At 31.3% G+C, this 26,253-nt stretch carries 29 protein-coding genes and 1 tRNA gene; 23 read left to right on the top strand and 7 right to left on the bottom strand.

Going from position 1 to position 26,253, the window contains the following annotated elements; translation table 11 throughout:
• The first annotated feature begins 389 nt into the window (after positions 1–389).
• Positions 390–1,031, top strand: a complete 642-nt coding sequence (locus tag VZL98_06300) for a GPP34 family phosphoprotein (protein ID WVH64545.1) — start codon at positions 390–392, stop codon at positions 1,029–1,031.
• Between the two features lie 178 nt (positions 1,032–1,209).
• Here VZL98_06300 and VZL98_06295 read toward each other — a convergent pair whose 3' ends face one another.
• Both VZL98_06295 and VZL98_06290 read right to left on the bottom strand, forming a co-directional pair.
• A complete protein-coding gene (locus VZL98_06295) occupies positions 1,210–1,524 on the bottom strand; it encodes a cupin domain-containing protein (protein WVH62321.1) in 315 nt (104 codons plus the stop codon).
• Positions 1,525–1,613: 89 nt separating this feature from the next.
• Positions 1,614–2,246 carry a 4Fe-4S binding protein gene (locus VZL98_06290; GenBank protein ID WVH62320.1) on the bottom strand — a complete coding sequence of 211 codons (633 nt, stop codon included), beginning with the start codon at positions 2,244–2,246 and terminating at the stop codon, positions 1,614–1,616.
• 145 nt (positions 2,247–2,391) lie between these two features.
• On the opposite strand from VZL98_06290, the gene VZL98_06285 reads away from it, so the two are divergent.
• Positions 2,392–3,060, top strand: a complete 669-nt coding sequence (locus tag VZL98_06285; protein ID WVH62319.1) for a Crp/Fnr family transcriptional regulator — start codon at positions 2,392–2,394, stop codon at positions 3,058–3,060.
• Positions 3,061–3,183: 123 nt separating this feature from the next.
• Here the strand turns inward: VZL98_06285 and VZL98_06280 are convergent, their stop codons facing one another.
• Entirely contained in the window at positions 3,184–3,774 is a 591-nt protein-coding gene (locus VZL98_06280) for a TetR/AcrR family transcriptional regulator (GenBank protein WVH62318.1), read from the bottom strand.
• Positions 3,775–3,907: 133 nt separating this feature from the next.
• On the opposite strand from VZL98_06280, the gene ppsA reads away from it, so the two are divergent.
• The 15 genes from ppsA (at position 3,908) to VZL98_06205 (ending at position 17,376) form a co-directional block, all read left to right on the top strand.
• Positions 3,908–6,529 (top strand): phosphoenolpyruvate synthase, encoded by a 2,622-nt coding sequence (ppsA, locus tag VZL98_06275; protein WVH62317.1) that lies wholly within the window; start codon positions 3,908–3,910, stop codon positions 6,527–6,529.
• A 227-nt stretch (positions 6,530–6,756) separates the two neighbouring features.
• On the top strand, positions 6,757–7,461 hold the full coding sequence (locus tag VZL98_06270; protein WVH62316.1) for a lantibiotic protection ABC transporter ATP-binding protein: 705 nt from the start codon (positions 6,757–6,759) through the stop codon (positions 7,459–7,461).
• Positions 7,454–8,173: a lantibiotic immunity ABC transporter MutE/EpiE family permease subunit gene (locus VZL98_06265; GenBank protein WVH62315.1), complete on the top strand. Its 720-nt coding sequence runs from the start codon at positions 7,454–7,456 to the stop codon at positions 8,171–8,173. Before VZL98_06270 ends, VZL98_06265 begins: the two co-directional genes overlap by 8 nt.
• A gap of 2 nt (positions 8,174–8,175) precedes the next feature.
• Complete coding sequence (locus VZL98_06260) at positions 8,176–8,934, top strand: lantibiotic immunity ABC transporter MutG family permease subunit (protein WVH62314.1); 759 nt, start codon at positions 8,176–8,178, stop codon at positions 8,932–8,934.
• Positions 8,935–8,969: 35 nt separating this feature from the next.
• On the top strand, positions 8,970–9,629 hold the full coding sequence (locus tag VZL98_06255) for a response regulator transcription factor (GenBank protein ID WVH62313.1): 660 nt from the start codon (positions 8,970–8,972) through the stop codon (positions 9,627–9,629).
• Entirely contained in the window at positions 9,620–10,999 is a 1,380-nt protein-coding gene (locus VZL98_06250) for a HAMP domain-containing sensor histidine kinase (protein ID WVH62312.1), read from the top strand. The genes VZL98_06255 and VZL98_06250 overlap by 10 nt, the downstream gene beginning before the upstream one ends.
• A 57-nt stretch (positions 11,000–11,056) precedes the next feature.
• Positions 11,057–11,410 carry a YrdB family protein gene (locus VZL98_06245; GenBank protein WVH62311.1) on the top strand — a complete coding sequence of 118 codons (354 nt, stop codon included), beginning with the start codon at positions 11,057–11,059 and terminating at the stop codon, positions 11,408–11,410.
• A 526-nt stretch (positions 11,411–11,936) separates the two neighbouring features.
• Entirely contained in the window at positions 11,937–12,551 is a 615-nt protein-coding gene (locus VZL98_06240) for an HAD family phosphatase (GenBank protein ID WVH62310.1), read from the top strand.
• A gap of 202 nt (positions 12,552–12,753) precedes the next feature.
• The gene (locus tag VZL98_06235) at positions 12,754–13,341 is read left to right on the top strand and encodes an LUD domain-containing protein (protein WVH62309.1); all 588 of its coding nucleotides are present in this window, start codon (positions 12,754–12,756) and stop codon (positions 13,339–13,341) included.
• A gap of 246 nt (positions 13,342–13,587) precedes the next feature.
• Positions 13,588–13,944 carry a 6-carboxytetrahydropterin synthase QueD gene (gene queD, locus VZL98_06230; protein WVH62308.1) on the top strand — a complete coding sequence of 119 codons (357 nt, stop codon included), beginning with the start codon at positions 13,588–13,590 and terminating at the stop codon, positions 13,942–13,944.
• Complete coding sequence (gene folE2, locus VZL98_06225; GenBank protein WVH62307.1) at positions 13,945–14,721, top strand: GTP cyclohydrolase FolE2; 777 nt, start codon at positions 13,945–13,947, stop codon at positions 14,719–14,721.
• Positions 14,714–15,196, top strand: a complete 483-nt coding sequence (folK, locus tag VZL98_06220; GenBank protein ID WVH62306.1) for a 2-amino-4-hydroxy-6-hydroxymethyldihydropteridine diphosphokinase — start codon at positions 14,714–14,716, stop codon at positions 15,194–15,196. The genes folE2 and folK overlap by 8 nt, the downstream gene beginning before the upstream one ends.
• Positions 15,197–15,323: 127 nt before the next feature.
• Positions 15,324–15,962: a methyltransferase domain-containing protein gene (locus VZL98_06215; protein WVH62305.1), complete on the top strand. Its 639-nt coding sequence runs from the start codon at positions 15,324–15,326 to the stop codon at positions 15,960–15,962.
• A gap of 77 nt (positions 15,963–16,039) precedes the next feature.
• Positions 16,040–16,684, top strand: a complete 645-nt coding sequence (locus tag VZL98_06210; GenBank protein WVH62304.1) for an L-fuculose-phosphate aldolase — start codon at positions 16,040–16,042, stop codon at positions 16,682–16,684.
• A gap of 164 nt (positions 16,685–16,848) precedes the next feature.
• Entirely contained in the window at positions 16,849–17,376 is a 528-nt protein-coding gene (locus tag VZL98_06205; GenBank protein WVH62303.1) for a macro domain-containing protein, read from the top strand.
• A 125-nt stretch (positions 17,377–17,501) separates the two neighbouring features.
• Here VZL98_06205 and VZL98_06200 read toward each other — a convergent pair whose 3' ends face one another.
• Positions 17,502–18,404 (bottom strand): DMT family transporter, encoded by a 903-nt coding sequence (locus VZL98_06200; GenBank protein ID WVH64519.1) that lies wholly within the window; start codon positions 18,402–18,404, stop codon positions 17,502–17,504.
• A gap of 150 nt (positions 18,405–18,554) precedes the next feature.
• Between VZL98_06200 and VZL98_06195 the strand changes: the two genes are divergently transcribed.
• Positions 18,555–19,088: a hypothetical protein gene (locus VZL98_06195; GenBank protein WVH64518.1), complete on the top strand. Its 534-nt coding sequence runs from the start codon at positions 18,555–18,557 to the stop codon at positions 19,086–19,088.
• Positions 19,089–19,150: 62 nt separating this feature from the next.
• On the opposite strand, the gene VZL98_06190 is transcribed toward VZL98_06195, so the two are convergent.
• The gene (locus tag VZL98_06190; protein ID WVH64517.1) at positions 19,151–19,861 is read right to left on the bottom strand and encodes a hypothetical protein; all 711 of its coding nucleotides are present in this window, start codon (positions 19,859–19,861) and stop codon (positions 19,151–19,153) included.
• Positions 19,862–20,456: 595 nt separating this feature from the next.
• Here VZL98_06190 and VZL98_06185 point away from each other — a divergent pair.
• Complete coding sequence (locus VZL98_06185) at positions 20,457–20,579, top strand: hypothetical protein (protein ID WVH64516.1); 123 nt, start codon at positions 20,457–20,459, stop codon at positions 20,577–20,579.
• A gap of 119 nt (positions 20,580–20,698) precedes the next feature.
• Positions 20,699–20,775: transfer RNA gene (locus VZL98_06180), tRNA-Pro, on the top strand.
• A gap of 305 nt (positions 20,776–21,080) precedes the next feature.
• Here VZL98_06180 and VZL98_06175 read toward each other — a convergent pair.
• Positions 21,081–22,238 carry a M20 family metallopeptidase gene (locus VZL98_06175; GenBank protein ID WVH64515.1) on the bottom strand — a complete coding sequence of 386 codons (1,158 nt, stop codon included), beginning with the start codon at positions 22,236–22,238 and terminating at the stop codon, positions 21,081–21,083.
• A 414-nt stretch (positions 22,239–22,652) separates the two neighbouring features.
• Positions 22,653–24,038 carry an MATE family efflux transporter gene (locus VZL98_06170; GenBank protein WVH64514.1) on the bottom strand — a complete coding sequence of 462 codons (1,386 nt, stop codon included), beginning with the start codon at positions 24,036–24,038 and terminating at the stop codon, positions 22,653–22,655.
• A 125-nt stretch (positions 24,039–24,163) separates the two neighbouring features.
• On the opposite strand from VZL98_06170, the gene VZL98_06165 reads away from it, so the two are divergent.
• The 3 genes from VZL98_06165 to VZL98_06155 are packed head-to-tail and all read left to right on the top strand — an operon-like array spanning position 24,164 to position 26,165.
• Positions 24,164–24,976: a MerR family transcriptional regulator gene (locus VZL98_06165; GenBank protein WVH64513.1), complete on the top strand. Its 813-nt coding sequence runs from the start codon at positions 24,164–24,166 to the stop codon at positions 24,974–24,976.
• A gap of 15 nt (positions 24,977–24,991) precedes the next feature.
• The gene (locus VZL98_06160) at positions 24,992–25,702 is read left to right on the top strand and encodes a class I SAM-dependent methyltransferase (protein WVH64512.1); all 711 of its coding nucleotides are present in this window, start codon (positions 24,992–24,994) and stop codon (positions 25,700–25,702) included.
• The gene (locus VZL98_06155; GenBank protein ID WVH64511.1) at positions 25,689–26,165 is read left to right on the top strand and encodes a DNA-deoxyinosine glycosylase; all 477 of its coding nucleotides are present in this window, start codon (positions 25,689–25,691) and stop codon (positions 26,163–26,165) included. The genes VZL98_06160 and VZL98_06155 overlap by 14 nt, the downstream gene beginning before the upstream one ends.
• Positions 26,166–26,253: the final 88 nt, after the last annotated feature.

The following is a 26,253-nucleotide window of genomic DNA, read 5'->3' as shown; positions in this document are numbered from 1 at the left end:
TGAAAGAATGTAATCTTTACCTCACATAACTATAAATGGATTTTTCTTAAAAATTTTCCAAAGTCAGATAAATTCAATAACTTTTTGCTTACTGTGCTGGAGGGAGAGATTCATAAAGAAGGAATTTACAGAATTTTAACTGTTATAATTACATTCACGACTAATCTAACACAACTAATTTGTATGCATGAGACAACTTAACAAGAGGTCCCTAAATCAATCATAAACTTCAATTGATTTTTTAAAATAATGTTTAAAATAGTAATGTGAAGGGTATTTGATACATGATAATAGTTATCATTACATAGGATTAATCTAAGAAGTAATATGAACGAATCGATACTTAAGATGTAGCAGTCTAAAGAATAAATATAAGGGAGGCACTAGTGATGAGTAGTTTATCTATTGCAGAAAAGTATACCCTTCTTACTTTAAATGAGAATGGAAAATTTCCTGCAATTACGCAAAATTATTCTGCTATAAGTTTGATAGTTGCTGCTATTTCAGATTTACGATTTAGTGAAGCTATTAGTATTGATGATGATAAAAAGGTTAAAATAATTGGAGACTTACCTGGAAATTTAGAATTTCTGAGACCTATATATGAATATTTAAAAGATAAGGGATCTTTGAAACCGGAGAAGATTTTAGAAGATTACACTATGGGTTTTTCAAATCGTTTTGATGAGTTATTACAATCTATTTCAAATAGTTTGGCGGCGAAAGGTAGTGTTACTAGGGAAGAGAAAAGCGGAATATTAGGGGATAAAATTCTCTTTATTCCTAATGATAAAGAAGTAGAATCTACAGTCAGAGAATTACGTGACGAAATCTTAGAAGATGGCAATATAAGTGATGATAATTTCTTATTGTCCAGTATTTTAGAAAGAGGAAAACAGTTAGATAAGTTCTTCTCACAACATGAATCCAAGATGCTTAAAGATAAAGTTGAAATGCTTCGAAATACAGAGGCCTCATCACTAATAAAAAGTATGACAGACGATATGAATGCTTTTATTATCGCATTTTAGCGGCGATATAAATTTAATAAGCTTTTTATAAGACGATAGAGTTTATCTGTCGTCTTTTTAGGTATAAAAAGGTATTAAATTTGGAGAAGTATTAGTAATGTTTTATAACTTAAGCCTAGTACAAAGAAACCGAGTAATCTATAAATTTAGAGTACTCGGTTTTTAAAAAATTAATTTTTTAGTTTTTTGGAGCCGGAGCTTTAACAATAATCAACTCCAATGTTTCTTCATTTAAATTTCTTACATGCATTTTTGTTTGGAATGGAATTTTAAGAAGTGTACCGGCTTCGTATTCATGCATTTCTTGATCATCAAGATTAATCGATAATTTTCCTCTAACAACTGTCATATATACATTTGAGTTAGAAAAATGCTCCGGTAGTCCATCTTCCTTATTTAAAACCATGTGAAGATAGTGAACATTTTCATCGAATACAACTTTTTCTATTACTGTTTCATTTCCCTTTGATAATTCAAATACTTGTTCAACCATTTTAACTCTCCTTTTCTAATTATTTACTTTTCTAATTTATCATATCATAGTAAGGTAAAATCATATGTTGTAAATGCAACCGATAAGTATTAATTCGTAAATTTCCCATAAGAAATTGCTTTTGTTGGGCATATCTGTCTACAATTCGTACACTGAAGACAAATGGACTTATTTATAGCTGCTTTCTTATCGACAGGGTAGACCATGATGGCATTAGAAGGACAAACTTTTTCACAAAGTTTACAGTTTATACAGGCATCCTTATCCACCGTTTCAGAGAATCTAGCAAAACGTCCAAATAATTTTTGTAAAGCACCGAAAGGGCATATTAGATTATGGAAAACCGCAGGATGGTATCTTAGTGTTATGAGTACGGAAAGAACTAACCATATCGGTAGAATTGGAAAATCAATTTGAAGTACTCTTTTTGAAATTATAATTAAGGCAACACTTACAGCAAGAGATATCCATGGAAAATATCCGCTCTTTAGTATACGGGGAGTGTTACGAGTTTGAAGTTTTAGTTTTTTTGATATCCATTCTGTTGGAATCATAAGTGTATTCATTAAGCATACATATCCACAATAAATTCTACCAAAAACCAATGCTAAAACTAAACTGACCAAAAACAATGCTAACCAAAGAGCGGCTTTTCCATTTATCATAAGATAAAAGAAAAGTGCAAAGAAAAGTATTCTAATAGTATTGATTATGTACTTCATTTTATCACCTCATAAATTCTATATAAATTATTGAACAAATAAAACATCTCATAAAGTTTAAGCAAAATGTTTTAATTGATATATTAATAGTATAATGATAGTATTTAGAAAAAGGTGTTACCAATGTTACACTTTGGAGGTAATGATGAAAAAATATATTGAACTGATTAAAAAAGTTGAACTTTTAGAATCCATAAGTCTGGAGGATGTTAATTCTTACATAACTGATGGAAGCTTTCGTATAAACAAATATGAAAAAAATAATATTATTCATTTTGTAGGTGATCCTTGCTCAAAACTTGAAATTATATTGATGGGTAAGGTGGTTATAGAGCGAATAGATGAAGCCGGTAATCTAATGACAATAACAGAGTTTTTTGGTGGTGATATACTAGGTGGTAATTTATTATTTTCTAAAAACCCAAATTTTCCAATGACTGTAACGGCCAAAGAGGCATCTATTATACTAGAAATAGAAGTAAGTAGACTCTTCAGTCTATTTTCTGAAAACCAGGATTTTCTTAAGAGCTACCTTCAATATGTCTCAGATAATACAGTTATTTTAAGTGATAGGATTAAGCATTTTGTAAATAGAACGATTCGTGAGAGCATAATAAGTTTCTTGAATTTTGAAAGAATAAAACAAAATTCCAATCATATAAAATTAAATATGACAAAAAAAGCACTCGCAGAAAGAATAGGTGTTCAAAGAACATCACTATCTAGAGAATTGTCCAAAATGAGGGATGAAGGTATAATTAATTATGATTCCAAAACGATTGAAATACTTAATTCTGAAATATTTGAAGATTAGCGGACATAAATATGGATACTACAAAAACTTCATAGAAATAGGTTAAAATGATAATAAAATGAAGGACTAGTAATGAGCTAGTCCTTCATTTTTATTGTTTAATTGTAAATCCAAGTTCTATAATTATTTTTTAATAATACCGTAAAGAAATAATTTCAGTATGTCTTCTTTATATTTTGCTGAGGTTTGATAGTAGTCTGATTGACGCATAATACTTGCGGATGATAATAAATAATCGAGAATAGCTTCATTACTTATGGTTGGATCTATTGCACCGGCTTCTTTTCCGACTTGGATAAATTTCTTATAAATACTAGTTGCTTGAATTGAAGAAGCTTCAGCATAAATATCTCTTAAAGTTTGATCTTTTAAGGCTTGTTCCCCAAAATTAGACTCGGTCATGGATAGAATCGCAGATTGCTTTTTTAACATGATCTGTTCAAGTTTTTCAGAGAAGGGTAGATTACTATCTAATAATTCATCATATTCTGAAACAATACGATTTATATAATGTATAAATACTTGTTTAGCTAAATTGTTTTTATCTCCGAAATAATTGTAAATACTAACTTGAGAGACTTTAGCGCTAGCAGCAATTTCAACAATACTAACATCTGAAATACCTCTTTGGAGAAAAAGATCCGTAGCAGCTAGAAGGATAGACTCTTTTTTTCTCTGTGTTCTTTTCTCATAACCATTCATTTTATTTTCCATAATTGCATCACCATATATATTATAACATCATTATGAAATAATTCAATAAATATTTCATAATCTATTGACATAGAAGTATAATTAATATATTATGTAATGAACGGACATATATTTCAAAACTATGGAGGTTGAAATGGATCCTTATATTATTAATTTTTCAAAAATACAATCAGATGATTTGGGTAGAGTAGGTGGAAAGGGACTTAATCTAGGGAAACTTATTAAAGTTCTCGGAGTAAATGTACCAAATGGTTTTTGTATTACTACGGATGCTTTTATCGAGGTAATAAGAGAAAACAAGTATATACAGTCCTTACTACATGTATTGGCAGAATTCAAAAAAGAAAATCGCGAAGAAATATCGAAAATAAGTTTACAATTACGTAGAGAAATAGAATCAATTACAATACCCCCAAATATAGAAAATGCGATATTAAATGAGCTTTTAAAGTATGAGAGCGATGAATTTTTTGCAGTGAGATCAAGTGCAACTGCTGAAGATTTACCAACTGCATCATTTGCAGGACAACAGGATACTTTTTTAAATGTGACAGGTAGAAATGAAATCTTACAGGCCATTAAAAAATGCTGGGCATCAGTATATAGTGAACGAGCTATTTTTTATCGTATAGAACAGGGATTTGAGCACGATTTAGTTATGCTTGCAGTAGTTATTCAAAAAATGGTTTTTTCTGAAGTTTCCGGGATAATGTTTACTGCAGACCCTTTGACTTCAGATCGTAGTACCATGAGTATTGATGCGGGATTTGGACTTGGTGAAGCCATGGTATCGGGTGTGACGAATCCGGATATATATAAAGTAAAAGATGGGGTAATTATCTCGAAAGCAATAGGAAAACAAGAAACTATAATAGATGCCCTAAAAAATGGTGGCACAATAAGTAGAGAAATTTCTAAAGATAAACAATCCAATCAGGTTTTAAGTGATGAATCCATTTTGGAATTATATGATGTAGGTAGGAAAATAGAAAAGTATTTCAAATACCCACAGGATATAGAATGGTGTTATCAAAAGGGTAAGTTATATATAGTTCAAAGTCGTGCAATTACAACTCTATTTCCTATACCAGATGCTATGGGGTTAGAAAAACCTCGTGTCTATTTCTCTACAGGTCATACTCAAATGATGACTGATGCAATAAAACCATTGGGAATGTCATTTTTTGAATTGATATCTGAGATAAAACTAACCAGAGTTGGTGGAAGACTATACGCAGATGCCACTCATGATCTATCTTCTGCTATTGGCCGAAAAAGATTAATAATGGCAACAGGTAAGCAGGATTTACTGATTCAAAAAGCTATTATCAACTTAATAAGCGATGCTGAATTTAAAAGCAGTTTACCTAAAGGTAAAAGAAATATAAAAGGTGGAATATTTAATGTTGAATCCATTTTTGAAACAATTCGAATTAGAAAAAATAATGATTCTAAAATCATTGAGGAAATAATCGAAGATTTAGAGAAACAGTTGAAATCATTGGAAAAAGATTTATCCTCTTTATCTGGTATAGACGCTTTAAACTTTATTAGTAATGATAAAAAAGAGCTTTTGGCAGCTGCATATCATCCTAAAATGCTTGGTGCTATTATTGCCGCTATTTTCGCTAACGAATCAATCAACAAAAATGCTGAAAGGTGGTTGGGAGAGAAAAATTTCGCCGATAAAATCTCAAAATCACTTAAACACAATGTGACAACAGAGATGGGCTTAGCACTCTGTGATTTATCAGATAAAATCCGAGACTATCCTGAGATTATAAAATATCTATCCGAAGAACCAAATGATGACGACTTTTTTATTAATATGCGAGAACTAAATGGTGGGGAAGAGATTGAAAGCGAATTTAATAACTTTTTTGTAAAATATGGTATGAGATGTCCTGGAGAAATTGACATCACAAAATATCGTTTTGAAGAAAGACCTACACAATTAGTTCCTATTATTCTTAGCAATATAAGAATCTTAAGAAGAGGTGAACATCTTGAAAGGTTTCATTCGGGTGAAATAGAAGCTTTTGAAAAAGAAAAAGAAGTTCTAATGCTTTTAAAAAACTTACCCGGAGGGAACAAAAAAGCAAAAAAAATGAAACGTGATATTTCTATTTTACGCAACTTTTTAGGTTGCCGTGAATATCCCAAATATTATATAGTTAGACGTTATCAGTTATACAAAAGTGTTTTATTTAAAATAGCTGACAATCTTCTTGATAATGGAATAATTCTTGACAAGGAAGATATATTTTACTTGTATTTTGATGAACTACACAAAACTGTTGAAACGGGAAAAGTTGATTATGAGTTAATAAATAAAAGAAAAAATGAATTCACCCATTTTGAAAAACTTACTCCTCCTAGAGTAATTACATCAGAAGGACATGTACCTCAAGTAAGTGTATCTTCAAAAGATACTCCTGAAAACTCACTTACTGGAATTCCTGTATCTTCCGGTGTTATTGAAGGAAGAGCTCGTGTAATTTTGTCAGTAGAAGAAGCTGATCTAGAAGAAGGTGATATTTTGGTTACCAGATTTACCGATCCAAGTTGGACTTCTTTATTTTCCTCCATTAAGGGTTTAGTGACAGAAGTAGGTGGCTTTACGACTCATGGAGCAGTGGTTGCCAGAGAATATGGTCTACCATGTGTGGTTGGTGTAGAAAATGCAACCAAAATAATTCGAGATGGTCAAATTGTTCGTATCAATGGTAGTGAAGGTTATGTTGAGATGCTTTGATTTCATGATTATTGCATTGATGAATCAACCTTTAGATAAGTATCTAGTATAAGTAGTTCCAGTTTTAGTTAGATACTGGAATAAAAATTTAATAGAGGAATAAAATGACGATAGAAAAATTCTCTGTCGTCATTTTTTTAGAAATATTTTTAAATTCGAATCTATTTATAGAATCTTTATAAATGTTTAGTAATATGAAATTACGAAATAAGAAGGGAGATTTTTAAATGGATTCAATATTATTTACGGAAAAACTTAGCAAAATGTATAAGAATCAGTATGCTGTGAGAGATATTTCTATAAATGTAAAAGAAAACTCAGTATATGGATTACTTGGTCCAAATGGTGCAGGTAAATCAACATTGCTTAAGATGTTAACGGGTATGTTAAAACCAACATCGGGAGAAATATACTATAAGGGTGAAGAGTGGGAAAGAAAGGTGCTGACCGATATAGGAGCGCTTATTGAATCACCACCTATATACGAGAATTTGACTGCTAGAGAAAATTTAAAAGTCAGAGCGCTTATTTATGGAATACCTGATAGTAGAATAGAAGAAGTATTAGAAGTCGTAGATTTGAAGGATGCTGGGAAGAAAAAAGCAAGTCAGTTTTCCATGGGTATGAAGCAAAGACTCGGTATTGCCATTGCACTTCTTAATTATCCCAAGCTGTTAATTCTCGATGAGCCGACTAATGGACTTGACCCTATAGGGATAATCGAACTAAGGGAACTAATCAGATCTTTTCCGAAAAATGGAATTACTGTAATTCTTTCCAGTCATATACTTTCGGAGGTAGAGAATATTGCTGATCATATTGGAATAATAGTAGAGGGAAAATTGTGGTATGAGAATGCGATTGATAAGTCGCTAAATTTAGAGAATTTGTTTATGGATATAGTTAAATGTGCAGGTGAAGATAATGTTTAATTTACTAAGAGCAGAGTTACTAAAACAAAAGGGAAAATTTAGAATTAAATTATTAATTATTGCACCAATAATTACAATCCTATTATCATTACTGCTTAATTCTGCAAATGTACAAAATGGATCTTATAATTGGTGGTATTTTCTAATACTTCCAGCTACTATTACAATTGTTACATGTTTTTCTACTGCATCGGAAAAAAGGAATAATAGACATGGTATGTTTGGTGTTGTGGTCCAAAAAGAGAAGCTTTGGTTAGCAGAAGTCATTTTAAATACAGTTTATCTTTTTATAACTGTGTTGGTATTCTTTATTTTAATTTCTACCACTGGACTTGTGTTAGATAAACAGATTACGATTTTACAGAGCTTTTACGCAAGTCTTGTGCTGTTTATATGTTTTGCATGGCAAATTCCCCTTTGGATGTGGATTACTGAAATGGTTGGTCCGTATACTACATTATTGGTAAGTATATTTTTCAATATTGGTATGGCAATAACTTTTTCAACTACAAACAAATGGTGGATGCCCTTTGCTATCCCATCTAGATTAATGTGTCCAATTTTAGGAATACATCCAAATGGTTTATGGGTAGAAAACGGGAGTTACTTAATGGATTCCGACGTTATACCTATGGGACTGGTAATCAGTGTTTTTGCATATATAATTATGATTACTGTTACCGGTTTTTGGTTTAAATATAAAGAGGTTTAAATATGAGAGCTTTTATTAAAAATTTTATGTCTGAAATATATAAGATTAATCATTCTAAACTACTTTGGATACATGTAATTATCCCGGCATTGGTTATAGGGGTTTTTGCGATTTACTATAAATACTCCGCTTGGGATGAATTTGATAAGATAAGTGCATACATTCAAGTATTAGCTTTATCGTTTCCGTTTTTAATAGGACTAATAACTGTTATTTCTTGTGAAATGGAAGAACAAGCCGGTAATTTCCAGTTTTTATTAATAAGTCAATCGAAGCCTAGAGCACATATTTCAAAACTTATTGCTTTGCTGTTCTATGGTTTACCGGCAACGATTTTTGCAGTGGTGGGTTTTGGTATAATATTCAACTTACAAGGTAATCATATACTTAAAATATTAATTTATTTTCAGTTAGCCTTAATTGTGTTTGTATCAACATTACCCATTTATTTAATTCATTATCTGATAGCTTATAATGCTGGAAAAAGCGCAGGAATAATTACAGGAATCGTTGGTTCTTTACTTTCGGCATTACTTCTAACAGGGTTAGGAGACGGGATATGGAATATATTACCATGGGGCACACTAGTGAGATTTTGCAGTATATTCCTTGAGTCTAATAAAATGCAAGTATCAATTTTTCAGTATCCCCTGGTTTTTAAAGCAGTAATTAATCTAATAATTACATCAACAGTTCTCATGATTGTTCTTGTCATTTGGGCGAAAAAATGGGATGGTAATGATAGTTTAGGCGATAAATGATAAAATAGTAATATGATAAATGAGGAGTTTCGAGAATGGCAAAAATATTGATTATAGACGATGATGAAGGAATACTCAAGCTGGTTGAAAGGGTATTACTTAAAGAGGGGCATTCGATAATTACTAAAAGTAATCCTAAATGCTTGGATGCTTCAGATTTGGAGTCCATAGACTTATTGATACTGGACGTTATGATGCCCGAGATAGACGGTTTTACTTTCTGTAAAGAAATAAGAAATAAAATAGATTGTCCAATTCTATTTCTAACGGCTAAAACGGATGAAGAGGATATAGTTGAAGGACTTGCTTTGGGAGCGGACGATTATATAAAAAAACCTTTTGGAATCTCGGAACTAAGGGCAAGAGTTGAAGCTCATTTGCGAAGAGAAAAAAGAGAAAAGCTAAATTACTTAGTCTTAGGAGATGTAAGTTTCCATTTATTGGAAAAGTCGGTTATTATAGGCGATGAAAAATTGCCTCTAACTAAAGGCGAGTATGAGATTTGTGAGCTTTTGGCAAGACATAGAGGTCAAGTGTTTTCCTTGGAACAAATATTGGAAGAGGTTTTTGGTTATGATTCAGACAGTGATATAACTTCGATTAGAGTTCATATCAAAAACATACGTAAAAAGTTTACGCTTCATTTGGAGTGTCCTATAGAAACTATATGGGGAGTAGGTTATATATGGAGATAAAACAAAAAAGAAACTCGAGCATCACTTTGTTTTTCTTAAAGTATTTAATGGGATTTTCATTGGCAATCATCATATTAGCCATAGTAACGGTATTTTCGCTTAGTCTCGCAATTAACAATGGAATTGTTTTGCCTGCAAACTACACAGAACAAGAAATTATTAGATTGAAGGATACATTATCAAGTAGCAGTGAATTTAAAAAAGAGTTAATACCTTTTACATCAACTTATGCAATATTGAGTAAAGAAGGCATTATCTTAGAGACAAATATGTCTAATAGAACACTAAGTATATTAAAAGACAGTATTGACAGAGATGATAATTTACCTAAAAACAAGTACTACATTATTGATAGGGATGATGGGAGTAGAATTATTATCAGATACGATATTAATGCTCATTTTGCAAACCCTCAGCTTCATAAACTATTCCCCAAACCCGAGGTATTACTTCTTGGTTTTTCTGTTTTAGGCACGGTAATTATTGGTATTGTAATAGCATATAGATTTAGCAAAAGACTAAAAACTGAGCTAGCTCCTTTAAATGAAGCTACCGAATATATTCAAAATCGTGAATTAGATTTTGTAATAAAATCAAGTAAAATTAGGGAAATAAATGAAGTGCTGGAATCATTAAATAGATTAAAAAGTAGTTTAGCTTCATCACTTAATGAGCAGTGGCAAATTGAAAGGAATAAAAAAAGCCAGATATCTGCTATAGCACATGACTTAAAAACACCACTCACAATTATTAAAGGCAATAGTGAACTACTATTAGAGTCGGATTTAAACGAAAACGACGTCGAGCTTTTAAACTATATACAAAGAAGTTCAGTTAGAATTGAAGAATATATCAAAATCTTAATGGATGTTAGCAGTTCCTATACCAGTGATAATTTGAATCTAAAAGAATTTAATCCTAAGGATTTAGTCTATGAAATTGAAATAGATGCAAAGGCAATGTGTAAAACTAAGAATTTAATATTTGATCTAGTAGAATCTAATTTGCCTAAATCCTTCTATGGAGATAGAATGCTGATATTTAGAGCTATTTCTAATATTATCAGTAATGCTGCTGAATATTCAAGGGAAAATGACACAATAACTATGGAGGTAAAATCACTTAAATCAAATGGAATGGCTTTTACTATTATAGATAGGGGATACGGTTTTTCACCGGAAGAGTTAAAATATGCGACTACAGAGTTCTACACAAGTCAAAAAGAACGATCAGGTAAACATTACGGTCTTGGTTTATATATGGCTAAAAAAGCTGCTGAAAAACATGGAGGTAATATCAATATAGTGAATAATGAAAATTTTAATGGAGCAACAGTAAGCATCGAGTTTTATAGCTGCAATAATGCGTGAAAATTTTTGGATAGTTACTAAACAAAACGGGGTATATATAACATAGGAGGTAATATTATGTTTGTATATTTACAGTGGATTATTGGCAGCTTAAATTTTTTTGCAGAACTTGTACTGTGGGTAGCAGTTGGTAGAGCAATTTGGAGAGTTCTAAAACCAATTAACTCAGTACTTGCTATTACGCTTGGAATCCTTGGGGTAATCATTACTATCGTATTTTGGGCATTTTTTCTTGCTCCCAAAGCAGATTACCGAATACCATTGGTGGCAAGGATTATTGTAATAGGATTAATGATGATAGTTACGGGATATATTCTTTATAAATACGGTGATAAGAGATTAGGTTTAGCTTTGATGTTTCCGTTAACTATTATACAAGCAATAGGTCAGTATGTTATGGCTAAGGCGTAGAACTGCTACTACTTTATTTAAAAGCAAGTGCATGATAATAGTTGGTTGTTACGATATAAATAAAGATAGCATAAACTTTGCTATTTCAGATAGTAGTCAAGGGATTAAAATAATTGGTTTTAATCCCTTGACTAGTGTTATTTCTACCATTATCAATGGTGTATTTTAGTCTTTGGGAGCTTCATTCTTTTAGCAGTCGAATTCTACCCAATCACATAGCCTCCATCTGACGGCAGTCGAATTCTAGCCAATCACTTCGTTCTTGGGAATTCTTTGCATGAAGCCTACCAGAATCTCGATGTGCATCTCAATTGGTTAGGCTGGAAAGGGAGCTGTCAGCTGTGCTGTCTGAGGGAGAGATTTACAAGAAGGCGACATCTCCTACTCGCTACATTAAAAATCACTTTAGATTTTTTTAGTCAATCTTATGAATTAATTCAAATATAATAATCCATAAAGTCTAGTATTCTATAGTATAATATTTAGAAGGATAACGATTACGACATAAAGAAAAGAGGTGCTGTACATGATTAAAAATATTATATCCGACATTGGAAATGTAATTCTGGAATTTAATCCTGAAATCATTGTTTTAAAATATACAGATGACATGAAAAGGGCTCAGGAGATTGCATCTGTGCTATTTAAAGGTGAAGAATGGTATAAATGGGATAGAGATTTAATTACTAAAAGCGAAATCGCTAAAAGTGTAAAATCAAAACTTAGAAAATCCGAGTTCCATATTATAGATAAGATTCTTAACACATGGTGGGGTTATATGGTTTTTAATGAAGAGTTGCTTGACTTTTACGAAGTGCAAAAGTCTAAGGGGATGAAACTGTATTTACTGTCTAACTATAGTCCTGATTATTATGAACTGAAATGGGATAAAGAGAGAAAGAGCTTATTTGAGGGAGAGATAATTTCCTGCGATTTTAAGGTCGGCAAACCGGATCCTGAAATATACAAGCTCCTACTCGATAAGTTTGAACTTGAAGCAAGTGAGTGCTTGTTTATTGATGATCTTGAACAAAACTTGCAAACGGCTAAAGAACTTGGATTTAATACCTTAAGGTATCATTTAAAAGAAAGAAGCATGGACGAGTTTATTGCTGATTTTAATGACATTGTCGAAGTATAAAAAAAATTATCTGTAACTATTTTACCGTGTTTTAGAACAGTTGCTCTAGCTTTAATTAACAATATAATTTATACTATAGTTGAGTTTTGTACGAGTACCCTTTCAATTTAGATTTAGCATGATTTTATAAGGGAATTTCTAGAAATAAGCAATAAAATATTAAAAAGGATAAGGTTTAATAAAATAATATGGTGATTAATTGATGTATGAAAGAATAGAAAGATTAATGAATAGTTTGAAGTATAATGGTTTCAGTCCTTTATACTTTAAAGAAAGTGTTGAAGCGGTGAACTACTTGCTTTCCGTAATCTCAGATAACAGTATTGGCATAGGTGGATCTGTGACCATAGATGAGCTTGGTTTATACGATAAACTTGTTGATAGGGGAAGTAGAGTATCTTGGCACTGGAAAGGTGACGATATCGATGCGGCTGATAGTTCCGATATCTATATATCAAGTGCCAGTGCTGTGAGTTCTCAGGGTGTTTTTTTCTTTGTCGATGGCTATGGAAACAGGGTAAGAAATCTTATGAGACCTGATAAAACCATTTACTTGGTATTTGGGACCAATAAGATTGTTGAAAATGAACATTCCTTAATTCATAGAGTAAAAACTATAGCAGCCCCCAAGAATGCTATAAGGCTCGGGAAAAACCTTCCTTGTTCTAAGCTGGGATATTGTACGGATTGCAATTCAAAAGATAGAATGTGTAACTACTTTTTTAAAATTGCAAAGAACAGGCATAAAAATATTATTCCTATTATAATTGATACTGAGTTAGGATATTAATGTCGGTTTATCTTAAATTAAACCAATGTTGGACTTGACTCAAGAAATCGCCTAGACGGCTGTTTTATTTTTGTATGCACTTATTTTTGACAAGGCTTGTTTATATAGAATTACAAAAAGTAATATTAGTGTAGATTGACGAAGCTAAATATACGCTTATTTTAATTAAAGTAGTACTTTTTAAAAGAGAATTAAGTTATATCTATGGTAATATATAATTAATATGTTTACGGGAGGAGTTTTTAAATGATACTGATAAAAGAATTCGAGTTTGATGCAGCACATAATTTAACAAAGTACCACGGGAAATGTGAAAGACTACATGGTCATACTTATAAATTAGTGGTAAAACTTAAAGGGGAACCGGATCATGAAGATATGATATTTGATTTTGTTCAGTTAAAACACTTGGTAAATGATGAGATTTTAATTGAATTTGACCATCAATATTTAAATGACTTTTTGGAAAATCCGACAGCTGAAAATATAGCTAAATATATATGGGAAAAGTTGTATCCTATGGTAAAAAGAGAAAATGTAGAATTGTATGAGATAGAAGTATGGGAAACTAAAACTTCAGGAATTGTTTATGGAGGCAAATAATTGAAAGACGTTCAATCACAAAAAGATCAAAGAAATGTATATTTAAATCAAGTAGGGATTAATAAACTTCGTCATCCGCTAATTGTAAAAGACAAAAGACTGGAGTCTCAAAAAACTGTTGCTGAATTTGATATTTCTGTTGACTTGGCTATGGAGGACAGAGGTACTCATATGTCTAGATTTGTAGAAATAGTAAATGAAATAGAGTACATAAATCTGGGACAATTAGAAAGTTTATTGACAAAACTAAGAGATAAATTACATGCTGAAGCAGCTTATATTTCCATATCCTTCCCATACTTTATAGAAAAGTTGAGTCCGGTTACAAAAAGTAAAGGTCTCATCGATGTCGATTGTGAAATGATAGGAAAGGTTGATCATAAAAACAATTTTGAGTTTACGCTTTTAGTAACGGTACCGGTGCAAACACTTTGTCCTTGTTCCAAGGAGATTTCCGAATCAGGGGCACACAATCAGCGTGCTTATACAACGGTGTCCATAAATACGACAAGATTAATATGGATTGAAGATATTGTAAACTTGATAGAAAAGTGTGCTTCAACTCCACTTTATCCGGTATTAAAAAGACCGGATGAAAAGTATGTAACTGAATTTGCATATAATAATCCAAAATTCGTAGAAGATCTTACGAGAGACTGTGTTGTAGCACTTAGAGAAATTGAAGGCATTGATTATTATGAAGTTTATACTGAATCAGAAGAGAGCATACACAATCACAATGCATATGCGTATGCTAGAAAAGATATAGATGAATAAAAACAGAAAATCACGAACAGCATATTTGGCAATAGGTTCAAATCTTGGAGATCTTAAAGAGAACCTTGATAATGTAATCCAAGAACTAAAAAAGCTTAAAAATTCTAAATTTATTAAGTCATCAGGTTATTTAAGTAATTCTGCATACGGAGTTGAAGATCAACCAGACTTCCTCAATGGCATGGTTCAAATTGAAACAGAACTGGAACCGAGAGAATTACTAAAACAAATCAAAGCTATTGAAGTTAAACTTGGTCGTACAGAAACATATCGCTGGGGACCACGTCTCATTGATATAGATATTATTATGATGGATGATTTAGTATATTCCGATGAATTGCTTGAAATACCTCATGGTGATATGGAGAATCGAGATTTTGTTCTGATACCCTTCGCTGAAATAGCACCTGATGTAGTGCATCCGGTTCTAGGGATAAGTATTGCTGATTTGGAGAATAGATTAAGAAATAGATGAAACTAATGGCTTTTGAAATATTAGTAAATTAATACCGTATCAAATTTCTTTACTTTATTTGATAAGTCAACAAATTTTCAGCAGTATGTTAAGTATTTGCATTTGAATTATTATTAATGGAGACTAAATGAAGAAATTCAATGTCTATTATTTAGAGGATATTCAAAGAAAAATACCCGGGTATAATTTAATGTTGGATATTGTTTTTAATGCAATTTTGCCTTTAAAAGGCAAAGACCTGAATGTTAAAAACATATATGCAATAGGTTCTCAAAGCTATGAAGTTAAAAACCTGATTTCACTATATGATAAATCAAAGATTGTAGTTGTTGAGCCAAGTGAGATAATGTTATCAATGGTTTCTGAAGATATCAATAGTTCAAATTTAGATAATATAGAACTAGTAAATGCTAAGTTTGAAGAGTTGAATATAAAAGATAAATTTCAATTGTGTTTATGTTTACTCGTTCTTCAATTTACGGAAAATCCATATGAATTTTTGAAAACTATCTATGGAAATTTAGATGATGACGGAATTTTAGTATTAAGTGTTTTCACTTGCGAGTTTCTGGATTACTGGTACGAGTTTGCATTAAACTTAGGAGCAAACCCCGATGAAATTGAAATGACATATCGATACCAATCAAAAAAAATGAGGGTTTTGGAAGTTGATGAAATAGAGGAAATGTTAAGAGATATTGGTTTTAGCAACGTAGAGAGGGGATGCCAAATAATGCCAACTGCATTATGGTATATCAAAAAATAATTAAATAACATAGAAAACATAAAACTTGGGTGAATGGAAAAAAGTTTTTGTACAAATAAAATTTTGGGAGATACATTATGTTAATGGAACGAGCAAGATATGACTTAATAGAATATGGCAAGAAATTAGTTGAGTATAATCTAACCAAGGGTACCGGAGGAAATCTAAGTGTGTATGACAGGGAAGCCAAAACAATGGCAATTACACCATCCGGCATTGATTTCTTCGAAATAAAACCTGAAGATATAGTTATAATGAATGCTGACAATGAAATCATAGAGGGAGATAAAGTACCTTCTAGTGAGTGGTATATGCATAAGATTATTTATGATAATAGAGATGACATCGATGCAGTTATTCATGCACATACTACTTTTGCTACTGTACTGGCAACACTTAGATGGGAACTGCCTGCATCACATTATATGATTGCAGTTGCCGGACCTACCGTGAGATGTGCTGATTATGCTACATTTGGAAGTAGAGAATTGGCTGAAAATGCTTTAAAAGCAATGGAAGATAGAAGAGCTGTTATACTGGCAAACCATGGAATACTTGCAGGTGCTCATGATTTACTTAATGCATTCAATATCATTGAAGAGATAGAGTACTGTTCTGAAATATACTATAGAGCTAAATCTATAGGTGAGCCAGTAATTCTGGATGATGCTGAAATGGCATTAATGGCTGAAAAGTTTAAATCTTACGGACAGAGAAAATAATGTGCACTATTTGCTTTAAGAAAATTAATAACTACCAAAAAGCTATCTTAAAAATCAAGGTAGCTTTTTTATGTTTTTATTTGAAAAAAATATATATTGGGTAAATAAGAAATAGGCATATTGTAAAAATATTAATAAAATCGATTTTAGTCAGAGGTGATATCATGAGTTTAAAAATCGTATATGGCGATATTACAAAAATCAATGTTGATGCTATAGTAAATGCTGCAAATACCAGACTTTCCGGAGGGGGAGGAGTGGATGGAGCGATTCACAGAGCTGCGGGTCCCAGGTTAGCTGATGCATGTAGAAAGCTTAATGGTTGTGGGATAGGAGAAGCAAAGATGACTAAGGCTTATAATTTACCTACAAAGTATATCATCCACACAGTAGGTCCTATTTGGAATGGTGGTATTAGCGATGAGGAGGAAATACTTAGGACGGCTTATAATAATTCTCTGGATATAGCTGCAAAAAATGGATTTAATAGTATTGCTTTCCCATTAATATCAGCAGGTGCTTTCGGTTTTCCCAAACAATTGGCACTTGAAATCGCAATAAAATCACTAGAAGATTATTTAAAAATGAAAGATATGATGGTCTATTTATTAATATATGATAGTGAAATTCTAGATAAATACGAAGGAAAGATTGAGTATAACCACAAGGTATATAATATTGAACCCTTATAAATATAAAATAGCTAATTAAAGTTATATCCTTAGTTAGCTATTTTAATTAAGTAGGATTAAACTATAGAACCGCTATATTCGCGAAGTGTACATACGGTGGTTTGAGCGGAGGGTATTTAAGATAATTAATTATCTCCAACTCGATTTTGTAAATATTTTAAATGTGAAAGTTTTTCCCAATCAAATTCAAGTATAAATATCGATAAGATGATGGCTGAGGCACCAATCATTTGAGCACTTGTCATAATTTCACCAAGTATTAGGTACGATGATATTGAAGCAAAAATTGGTTCCAGAGTAAATATTAAGCCTACATTTGAAGCTGTAGTATGTTTCTGTGCTATGGATTGAACTATTACAGCAAAACCCGTACAGAAAATGGCTAAGAATAAAACACTTGTCCATGTAGATAATGTAGTCGGCATGGTTGGCTTCTCAAATATAAAGGCTAAGATTAGATATGAAATTCCTACAAATCCGAGCTGATAAACGCCCAGATTAAATGCATCTACTTCACTCTTATTAACGCCTTTTTCAACTATTATTATGCTTAGGGCATAGGACATTGCACATAGTATGCAAAAAATATCGCCCTTTGAAAATGAAAGCGTGCCGTCCATGGTTATAAATGCAATACCCGGGATGCAAATCAAGAGTGCTATCATAAAGTTAATCTTAGGTACTGTACCGTCTATTAAAAAACTAAAGATTGGAGTAAATAAAACGGCCATGCAACATAAAAAAGCGGCATTGGAAATACTGGTGTTCAATATACCATATGAGTATGCCATATATGAGATTACAACCGGTATGCCCGACAATACAGCGTATTTAAGTGTTTGAAAGTTTACACTTAAAGTTTTTTTCATTAAAGAAATAAAAACAATACCAAATGCCAATAAAAATCTAAACGCATTTAGAGTAAATACTCCCATTTCTATTAGGGCTACTTTGGTTAAATAAAAAGAAATACCCCAAAATGCGGTAACCAATATTAAAAATATATCTGCTTTTCTCTTATTGCTCATATAATCAACTCCTAAACGATATAGAGATTATATTAATTATTTGTAATAATGTCCAGTATTATTTGTGTAAAATTAAATATTGAGTTAGATAACGTTTTGCTATATACTATCTATGGAAAAAGTTATATAACAATACAAAAGAGGTGTCTTATGTTAAAGAGTATAAAGATTAATTATGAGATTATTGAGTTGATGCAGTATTTTTGGGAAACAAGCAGCAGTAAAGGCAAGGTAGCGGATTCATATTTCGTAGAAATATCGCAAAAGGATGAAATGAAGCCACTTTATGCTGAAGATTTCAGTGCAGAATCATTTAGAAGTGTATTGTCTGCGATTATGAATCGTGAAAGACTAAATAATCCTAGTAAAAAAGATTCCAGATTTTGGAATAATAATCTATGGATGATGGAAGATCTTGATAATATGAGAGCTATGTTGAAACCTATAAAACTTCTAAATTTAGATGTATTATATGATGAATTCAAAGAAAACACTCAAATAGAAAATTTGGAAGTAGCATTTGTTCCCGGTCATTTTGATACTTACTATGTTGAAGATAATGTGTTAATAGTTAACTTCTTCAAAGTTATGATCGATTATATGAATCCTGAGATAATAAAAATTGATGGTATAGATTTTAATGAGTTTATGTTAGAAAAAGCCAGAGAGGTACTTAGTAAATAAAGTTCAAAAGATATTAGAAAATCCCCAAAAGTTCATTTTCATAGAACTTTGGGGATTTTAAATTAATTTGAACTTAAAAAATTTAGTTGATCTTCTTCTTCATAGCTTATTACTCCCATAACTATAATGAAGTATATCCATGTCAATCTGTTTTCAGGGATTCCATATATAGAGTCTATGAGCTGACTGTACAATAAAATAGCTCCATATATAAGGACTAATATTAAACCTACAAAGTATTTTTTCTTAACTAGGTTAATTGAGTATACTAGTATAGAGATTATAATACCTAAACATATGGAAAGCTTGATGATTCCTCCATTTAATAATTCTACGAAAACCATTGAATGTGGATGCTTGAAGCCGGAAATTTCTTCTGGCATCTCATCAGGGTACAATATATTTAATGCTTTCTCGGTTCTGTATAAGTCTTTTTGATGTGATGCACCTTTTCCGATTAAAAATTCTCTAGTATTAAAACTCTTGATTTCATCTATTGCAATTTTCCATAAGGTATTTCTAATACTCAATGCTTCACCTGATTTTATCGTATCAGATTTGAATTTTAAATCCTTTTCCAATCTGAAATCCTGAATTATGCCTTCCTGTCTATTCTTAGCAGCAGATACAGGTTCTAGTCCACTATCCAAAGCTTCTTGATATAGCCTTTCATATACTTTACCTGCATGGATTTCATATCCTTTTATAATTGAAAAATTCAGTATTAAAATTAGAATTGATATCAAAATGCTCATTAATATTTTTTTGTTCATTTTTAATCTATACAGTTTAAATAATAGGTATAGTGTAAAAATTATGAATAACGGTATATAAATAAGCATTGTCCGTCTTGACCCCGATATTTGAAATAGGGGAAGGATTACCAATGAATAAGCAAAAAAGGATATTATTGAATAATTTGTTTTTTTCATGGTAAATATATAAAATACACCACAGATATATCCAAAAAGTATCGATAAGATATACTGGTTATAATCATGGCTTAAGGACATTCTAAGTATAAAATATGTTCTGTTATAGATAAAATAAATTATCCAAGTTGCCATAGACATAGAGAGTGCTACTATTCCTAAAACCAAACAAATTTTTCTGGTTCTCTGAAATCTCATTTTATTTGTTACATAAGGTTTAAATAAATAGAGAGTTGCATAACCAAAGATTACAATCATCGGTATTATAGTAATATATTTTTTTAAGGCAAATCTAATATCATTAGTCCAAAGTAGGGAAACCAAGTCAAAGACAAAGTAAAGAATTATAAATAATAAGGTGAATTTATAATTGTTAATAAGTTTAATGACAGAATTGCTGATATTATATTTTTCGTAATTCCAATATCTTATCATTATGTATAGATACAAAAGACAAAGTATTGCAAGGCTTATTTTATACGGAGAGAGTACTTTCCCTATATGTAAATCAATTGATATCTCAATGGGGATAAAGAATATTGTAATAAAGAACAGATAATTCATTATTTTTTCGATTAATAAGTATCTATTAGAACTATTCATAAAAACACCTCAAATGTTAACTGATTATTCATAAGTGACAAAAACACTAAAATGTAGTACAATAATATTTGTTGTCGGGGTGTAGCGCAGTTCGGTAGCGCACTTGACTGGGGGTCAAGGGGTCGCAGGTTCAAATCCTGTCACTCCGACCATATCAAAGAGCTTGTATATGTGCAAGCTCTTTTTATTTTAAACATTTTTAAATATCTTTTTTAGAAAAATTACCATTCGCAATAAAACTAAGTATTCATAATTTATCAAATTATAGATAGAAGATCACTTTGTAATAAATTTCCACAACAATTATATCAAATACAAGAACATATATCCATAATACAATAAGGCTGTTGTACAATCATTTATTAAGCTAATGATAATTATTATAACTCTCCCCAAAGTTATAGTAGACAAAAGAATGAACCTCTCATGGTTTGAGAGGTTTGTTTGCCTATTCAATTTATTTTTGCATAATCTTATAATACATTTCAATTGCAAGCTCATATTCAGCTATAGATATATGTTCATTTTCTCTATGAGCATATTTCAAATCTCCAGGTCCTATTATCAGAACCTCTCTATTTGCTCTTCTAAGGATTGTTCCATCAGTAGTTCCGGGAAAATAATCGGTCTCTAAGGGTAAACCCATTTCGTTAAAAGTATCTTTAACCTTTTTATATAATTTACTATTTTTATCTGTTTCCCATGGCTCACGCTCGTCAATTATATTGTATTCTATGTTAATATTAGGATAAACTGAATAGATTTCATTTAATATGGAGTTTAATTTACTCCAAATATCTTTCGGATTATGGCCTATTGTTAATCGTGCGTCTATTTTCATAGTACAAATATCAGGTACAACACAAGGTTCAACACCTGCATTGATGGCAAGAGGCTGCCAAAACGAATCTCCATATTCCGGATTTGCAAATTCATCAAAATTTGTTTGGAGCATTTTTTCAATTATTAGGTTTGCTATCAGTATTGCATTATTTTCTTTTTTAAAACTACTACCATGACCGGTTTGCCCCTTTACGGTTATAAGTCCATAAGTTCTACCTCTGCTGGCTGTACATACTTTCAACTTTGTAGGTTCACAGACTATAACTTCAGTAGCATTCAATAAAAGAGGATGATTCCATAATTCTTTTGAACCTAACATAGAATCTTCTTCATCCACTGTTGCAACCAAGTAATTATCTCGTTCAGGTATGGTATTGGATCTGGCTAATCGTACCATCGATATCATAGCAGCAGCAAGTCCTGATTTCATATCGCAAGAACCCCTGCCATAGATTTTATTCTCCTTAATTTTAGGAGTGAAAGGTTCAGAAATCCATTTCTGTTTTTCTTCTAAACTGACCGGAACAACGTCCATATGTCCGGTAAAGATAATTCCGTTCTCCGAGTTTTTACCTTTTAGTCTTGAAATAATATTATTCCTTTTCTCTGTTACCGGGACACGAATTGTTTCTATTTTATTATTAGTCATAAACTCGTAAATAAACTCGGATATCTGTTCCTCATCTCCCGGAGGATTTATCGAAGGAAACTCAATTAATTCACTTAGTAGTGAAATATGGTCGATTGAATTGTTGTCAGCACTATATCTCATAATAGCTCCTGTTTTAGATAATATAATTAATATTTATATTATACCTCAAATTTAGGTTTTAAATATTTTTTGAGTCTTTTTATTTATTGATGCATGGATACCGAAAAATAATATTTCAGTAATATTACAGATTATTATAAAATGACTAACTAAGTTCTATGCCAAATCCCTTTTAAGCAAATTAAAATGGATAGGATGAGCATGTCATTGGATATTGTGACAAAGAACCTTATAATGATATGCAAACCTCACAGGCTTCGATTTTTCGCACCAGTTAGGAAATTAAGGATTTATCTTTAAATTAATATTATAAAAGCTTATATTGATTTAAAAACAAATTAAAGGACTGTTGCCAGTTCAGATGAACAGAAACAAAAAAAGAAAAACTTGTTATTTAAGTTTTTCTCTTTTTAATTATTGCGTATTGAGTTCAGGTACTACAGGTGCTTTCACTCTAAATTTATTCATAGAAGTTCTAAGTTTCGGTAAATCTCTACGCAAAATAATTATTGAAATAATTATAGTTAATAACTCACTGATTATCGCTGATAGCCAAATGCCTTGAGAACCAATCATGATTGGGAGTACAAGAAGGGTAAACGAAATGGTAACATATCCTCTAAGTGTTGAAACGATCATTGCTGAACCTGAATTTTTAATAGCTGTTAAAAAGCCGGAAATTATTATATTAAATCCTGCTATTAAGAAGCTATAGCTATACAGTTTTAATCCCTGCACTGATATATTGTATAGTTCGGTGTTTTCATGTGATATGAATAATGACACTATCTCAGCAGTTAATAATCTGGAAAGTATAAAGAAAAACAGACTCCATATTATAGCTGATTTTATTGTAAGTTTAGACAATTTTTTAATACACTGTCCATCGGCTTTCCCATGATAAAAGCTTATAAGCGGCTGTACTCCTTGATTTATTGCAACCATAGTAGATAAAACCAGATTATTCATATACATGATTACAGAAAAAGCAGCTATTGCATCACTGTTAAGGTATCTGATGATTGCAAAGTTAAACATAAATGTTGCAAATCCACCTGAAAACTCGGTTAAAGATTCAGGAAAACCCAGTTTTATTATAGATTTTATATAATCAAAGCTAAAATCAGGTTTTACGATTTTTAACTGAGCTTTACCAAGGATAAAATGAGTCAAATAACCGATACAGGCAATCATTTGTGATATACCGGTCGCTACTGCTGCTCCTTTTATTCCATAATTATATTTGATAACGAGTACATAATCCAAAACTATATTTATCACAGCTGATATAAATACTAATATAAGTGAATGTCCGGGATTTCCATCTGCTTTTACTAAAATTTCCAGAGTATAGGCAAGCATAAAAAATGGACTGAATATAATAATTATCCTTAAGTAATCTTTAACGTATGGGGCAGTCTGACTTGATGATCCAAGCATATTTACTAGAGAATCTAAATTTATTAATGCTATAAGTGAAATAAAGATACTTACTATCATTACTAGAATTAATGTCAATGTGAATATTTTATTACTATTATTGTAATCTCTTTTTCCAAGGTTAAAGGTAATAAGTGTAGAGCCTCCAACTGAGAATAATAATGCCAGAGCAAATACTGTGCTAATAAAAGGCATGGAAAGATTTACAGCTGCTAATGCATTTGGTCCAACACCTTTTCCTACAAAGATGCCGTCAATCATGGTATAGATTGAAAAGAACCACATCGCCCCGATTGATGGTAGTAAATATTTATAAAACTGTCGTCTCAGTCCGGGGCCTGAGCTTCCTAGGTACTGCATAAAAACATCCTTTCTTATAATTCGAGATTTATAGTAAAGTTTTAAATTGTACTATACTATAATTACTCACTAATATATAATAAACCTTGGAGCAGTACCAAGGTCAAGGAGGTTGTGTTAAAACTATGAAAAAAGAATATAAAATTGGAGAAATAAGTAAAATATATGACCTAAGTTCTGATTCATTAAGGCATTATGAAAAAAAAGGTCTACTTAATCCTAAAAGAGCAAATAATGGGTATAGAATATATGGACTGGATGATGTGTGGAAGTTAAATATAATAAAAGACATGAGAAAGCTGGGTTTTACGATTAATCAAATCAAAGATTATATAGACAATAGATCTTTGGATCGTAGTATTGATTTAATTGTAAGTGAAATAAATTTCATAGAGAAAGAAATCACTCCATTGTTAAAACAAAAAAAGTATTTGGAAATGCGATTAAAGTCATTAAAGGATATAAGAAAATTTGACAAATATGAATCTGTTATCTTCAAAGATATCGGTGATCGCAAAATAATATTTATAGAAGGAGATTTTGAGTCTGATGAAGAGATAGATCTAGCTTTTAGAAAACTGGAAAGTAGAGATGATTCAAGTCTTATGTTGTTTGCGAGTAAAGATATGGGAGCGATGATTACCAGAAGTGGTATCAGAAGAGGAGAGTTTTCGGATTATCAGAATGTATTCTTTCTGCTCGATGATAATGAAGAAGACTATGATGCAGTTCTACCTAAAGGGCATTATGCGACCATTATTTATAAAGGTGAATATGAGAAAGGTGATACACTATATCAGGAATTATTAGAGAATATTTCTGAAAGTGGTTTTAAAATTATATATCCTGTAATCGAAATTTATAGATTAGACATCCACAGTACGTCTAGAATCAGTGAATTTGTTACGGAAATACAAGTAAGAGTTGAGAAAATCTAAGGAAGGAGACAAATAATGAGTGATTTTTATAGTTCCATTGTAAAGTATTATGAAGAAATTTTTAGACCTTCGAATGCTCAAATAAATTTTTTATATGAATCGGCTAAAGGTATAAAGGTACTGGATATTGCATGTGGAACAGGAAAGGTTGCTGAAAACCTAAATAAGAGAGGTAAGGAAGTACTGGGAATTGATTTAGAAGCAGAAATGATAGATATAGCCAAAAATCAAAACGGAGTGGATGCTATAGTAATGAATATGCTTGATGTATCAGAAATTGATGGTCATTTCGATCTTGTTTATTGCATAGGAAATTCACTTCCTCATTTATCTGATTTGAATGAGATTGAATATTTTATATCTGAAGTAAAAAAGAAAATTACCAATGGTTATTTGGTTTTGCAGTGGATTAATTTCGTTCCTTTTTTAAAGCAGGAAGAAGAGTATCTTGGATCGCTGCCGGATATTAAAACTGATAAGCTGACTTTCGAACGTAGATATTATAGAGAAGGTGAAAAAATAAGATTCAATACTTTGCTTTATGTAGACGGAAATAGATTGGAGAACGATGAAATACTGTACCCATTACTCATAGAAGATATGCTAAATATATTGAATAAAAACGGATTTAAAGATATAGAGGTATTTGGAGGTTTTGATAAAAGTGAGTTTGATATAGAAACTTCTATACCCGTGGTGGTAAGGGCAAAATATGAGAGAGATTAAGCATGGTTTTGAGCCTGTATTTGATGAGGACAGCAAAATTCTTATATTAGGATCATTTCCATCATTAAAGTCTAGAGAGATGGGTTTTTATTATGGACATCCTCAAAATAGATTTTGGAAGCTTTTGGCTAAATTACTTGATAGAGAAGTTCCAAATACCCTAGACGAAAAGAAGGAGTTATTATTGCGTAATAAAATTGCCTTGTATGATGCTGTATCGACTGCAATTATAGAAGGCTCTATGGATAGAGATTTAGAAGTAGTCAAAGCTTCAGATTTACAAAATATCCTATACTCTTCAAATATTGTTAAAATTTTTTGTAATGGAAACAAATCATATTTAACAGTCACTAAGGAGATGAAACTTGAAGCTGTTAAACTACCCTCAACTTCCGCTGCAAATGCAAGGTACAGCTTGGATGATTTATATGAAGCTTGGAAGATTATCTTGGAGTATTTATAAATAATCTATTTTTTATATTATTAAATATTTTATTTAAATTGGTGTAAAAAGATTACTATTGTGATATTATAAATACTGATGAAAGTAA

The sequence above is a fragment of the Peptoniphilaceae bacterium AMB_02 genome (assembly GCA_036321625.1).
Lineage (GTDB): Bacteria > Bacillota > Clostridia > Tissierellales > Peptoniphilaceae > Microaceticoccus > Microaceticoccus formicicus.
This window is presented reverse-complemented; position numbering and strand designations above follow the sequence as displayed.

What these genes read in the sequence shown, in the direction of transcription:
- VZL98_06300 (WVH64545.1), top strand. Translation starts at nt 390, where the DNA reads ATGAGTAGTTTATCTATTGCAGAAAAGTATACCCTTCTTACTTTAAAT.
- VZL98_06295 (WVH62321.1), bottom strand. Translation starts at nt 1,524, where the DNA reads ATGGTTGAACAAGTATTTGAATTATCAAAGGGAAATGAAACAGTAATA.
- VZL98_06290 (WVH62320.1), bottom strand. Translation starts at nt 2,246, where the DNA reads ATGAAGTACATAATCAATACTATTAGAATACTTTTCTTTGCACTTTTC.
- VZL98_06285 (WVH62319.1), top strand. Translation starts at nt 2,392, where the DNA reads ATGAAAAAATATATTGAACTGATTAAAAAAGTTGAACTTTTAGAATCC.
- VZL98_06280 (WVH62318.1), bottom strand. Translation starts at nt 3,774, where the DNA reads ATGGAAAATAAAATGAATGGTTATGAGAAAAGAACACAGAGAAAAAAA.
- ppsA (WVH62317.1), top strand. Translation starts at nt 3,908, where the DNA reads ATGGATCCTTATATTATTAATTTTTCAAAAATACAATCAGATGATTTG.
- VZL98_06270 (WVH62316.1), top strand. Translation starts at nt 6,757, where the DNA reads ATGGATTCAATATTATTTACGGAAAAACTTAGCAAAATGTATAAGAAT.
- VZL98_06265 (WVH62315.1), top strand. Translation starts at nt 7,454, where the DNA reads ATGTTTAATTTACTAAGAGCAGAGTTACTAAAACAAAAGGGAAAATTT.
- VZL98_06260 (WVH62314.1), top strand. Translation starts at nt 8,176, where the DNA reads ATGAGAGCTTTTATTAAAAATTTTATGTCTGAAATATATAAGATTAAT.
- VZL98_06255 (WVH62313.1), top strand. Translation starts at nt 8,970, where the DNA reads ATGGCAAAAATATTGATTATAGACGATGATGAAGGAATACTCAAGCTG.
- VZL98_06250 (WVH62312.1), top strand. Translation starts at nt 9,620, where the DNA reads ATGGAGATAAAACAAAAAAGAAACTCGAGCATCACTTTGTTTTTCTTA.
- VZL98_06245 (WVH62311.1), top strand. Translation starts at nt 11,057, where the DNA reads ATGTTTGTATATTTACAGTGGATTATTGGCAGCTTAAATTTTTTTGCA.
- VZL98_06240 (WVH62310.1), top strand. Translation starts at nt 11,937, where the DNA reads ATGATTAAAAATATTATATCCGACATTGGAAATGTAATTCTGGAATTT.
- VZL98_06235 (WVH62309.1), top strand. Translation starts at nt 12,754, where the DNA reads ATGTATGAAAGAATAGAAAGATTAATGAATAGTTTGAAGTATAATGGT.
- queD (WVH62308.1), top strand. Translation starts at nt 13,588, where the DNA reads ATGATACTGATAAAAGAATTCGAGTTTGATGCAGCACATAATTTAACA.
- folK (WVH62306.1), top strand. Translation starts at nt 14,714, where the DNA reads ATGAATAAAAACAGAAAATCACGAACAGCATATTTGGCAATAGGTTCA.
- VZL98_06215 (WVH62305.1), top strand. Translation starts at nt 15,324, where the DNA reads ATGAAGAAATTCAATGTCTATTATTTAGAGGATATTCAAAGAAAAATA.
- VZL98_06210 (WVH62304.1), top strand. Translation starts at nt 16,040, where the DNA reads ATGTTAATGGAACGAGCAAGATATGACTTAATAGAATATGGCAAGAAA.
- VZL98_06205 (WVH62303.1), top strand. Translation starts at nt 16,849, where the DNA reads ATGAGTTTAAAAATCGTATATGGCGATATTACAAAAATCAATGTTGAT.
- VZL98_06200 (WVH64519.1), bottom strand. Translation starts at nt 18,404, where the DNA reads ATGAGCAATAAGAGAAAAGCAGATATATTTTTAATATTGGTTACCGCA.
- VZL98_06195 (WVH64518.1), top strand. Translation starts at nt 18,555, where the DNA reads ATGTTAAAGAGTATAAAGATTAATTATGAGATTATTGAGTTGATGCAG.
- VZL98_06190 (WVH64517.1), bottom strand. Translation starts at nt 19,861, where the DNA reads ATGAACAAAAAAATATTAATGAGCATTTTGATATCAATTCTAATTTTA.
- VZL98_06185 (WVH64516.1), top strand. Translation starts at nt 20,457, where the DNA reads ATGTATAGATACAAAAGACAAAGTATTGCAAGGCTTATTTTATACGGA.
- VZL98_06175 (WVH64515.1), bottom strand. Translation starts at nt 22,238, where the DNA reads ATGAGATATAGTGCTGACAACAATTCAATCGACCATATTTCACTACTA.
- VZL98_06170 (WVH64514.1), bottom strand. Translation starts at nt 24,038, where the DNA reads ATGCAGTACCTAGGAAGCTCAGGCCCCGGACTGAGACGACAGTTTTAT.
- VZL98_06165 (WVH64513.1), top strand. Translation starts at nt 24,164, where the DNA reads ATGAAAAAAGAATATAAAATTGGAGAAATAAGTAAAATATATGACCTA.
- VZL98_06160 (WVH64512.1), top strand. Translation starts at nt 24,992, where the DNA reads ATGAGTGATTTTTATAGTTCCATTGTAAAGTATTATGAAGAAATTTTT.
- VZL98_06155 (WVH64511.1), top strand. Translation starts at nt 25,689, where the DNA reads ATGAGAGAGATTAAGCATGGTTTTGAGCCTGTATTTGATGAGGACAGC.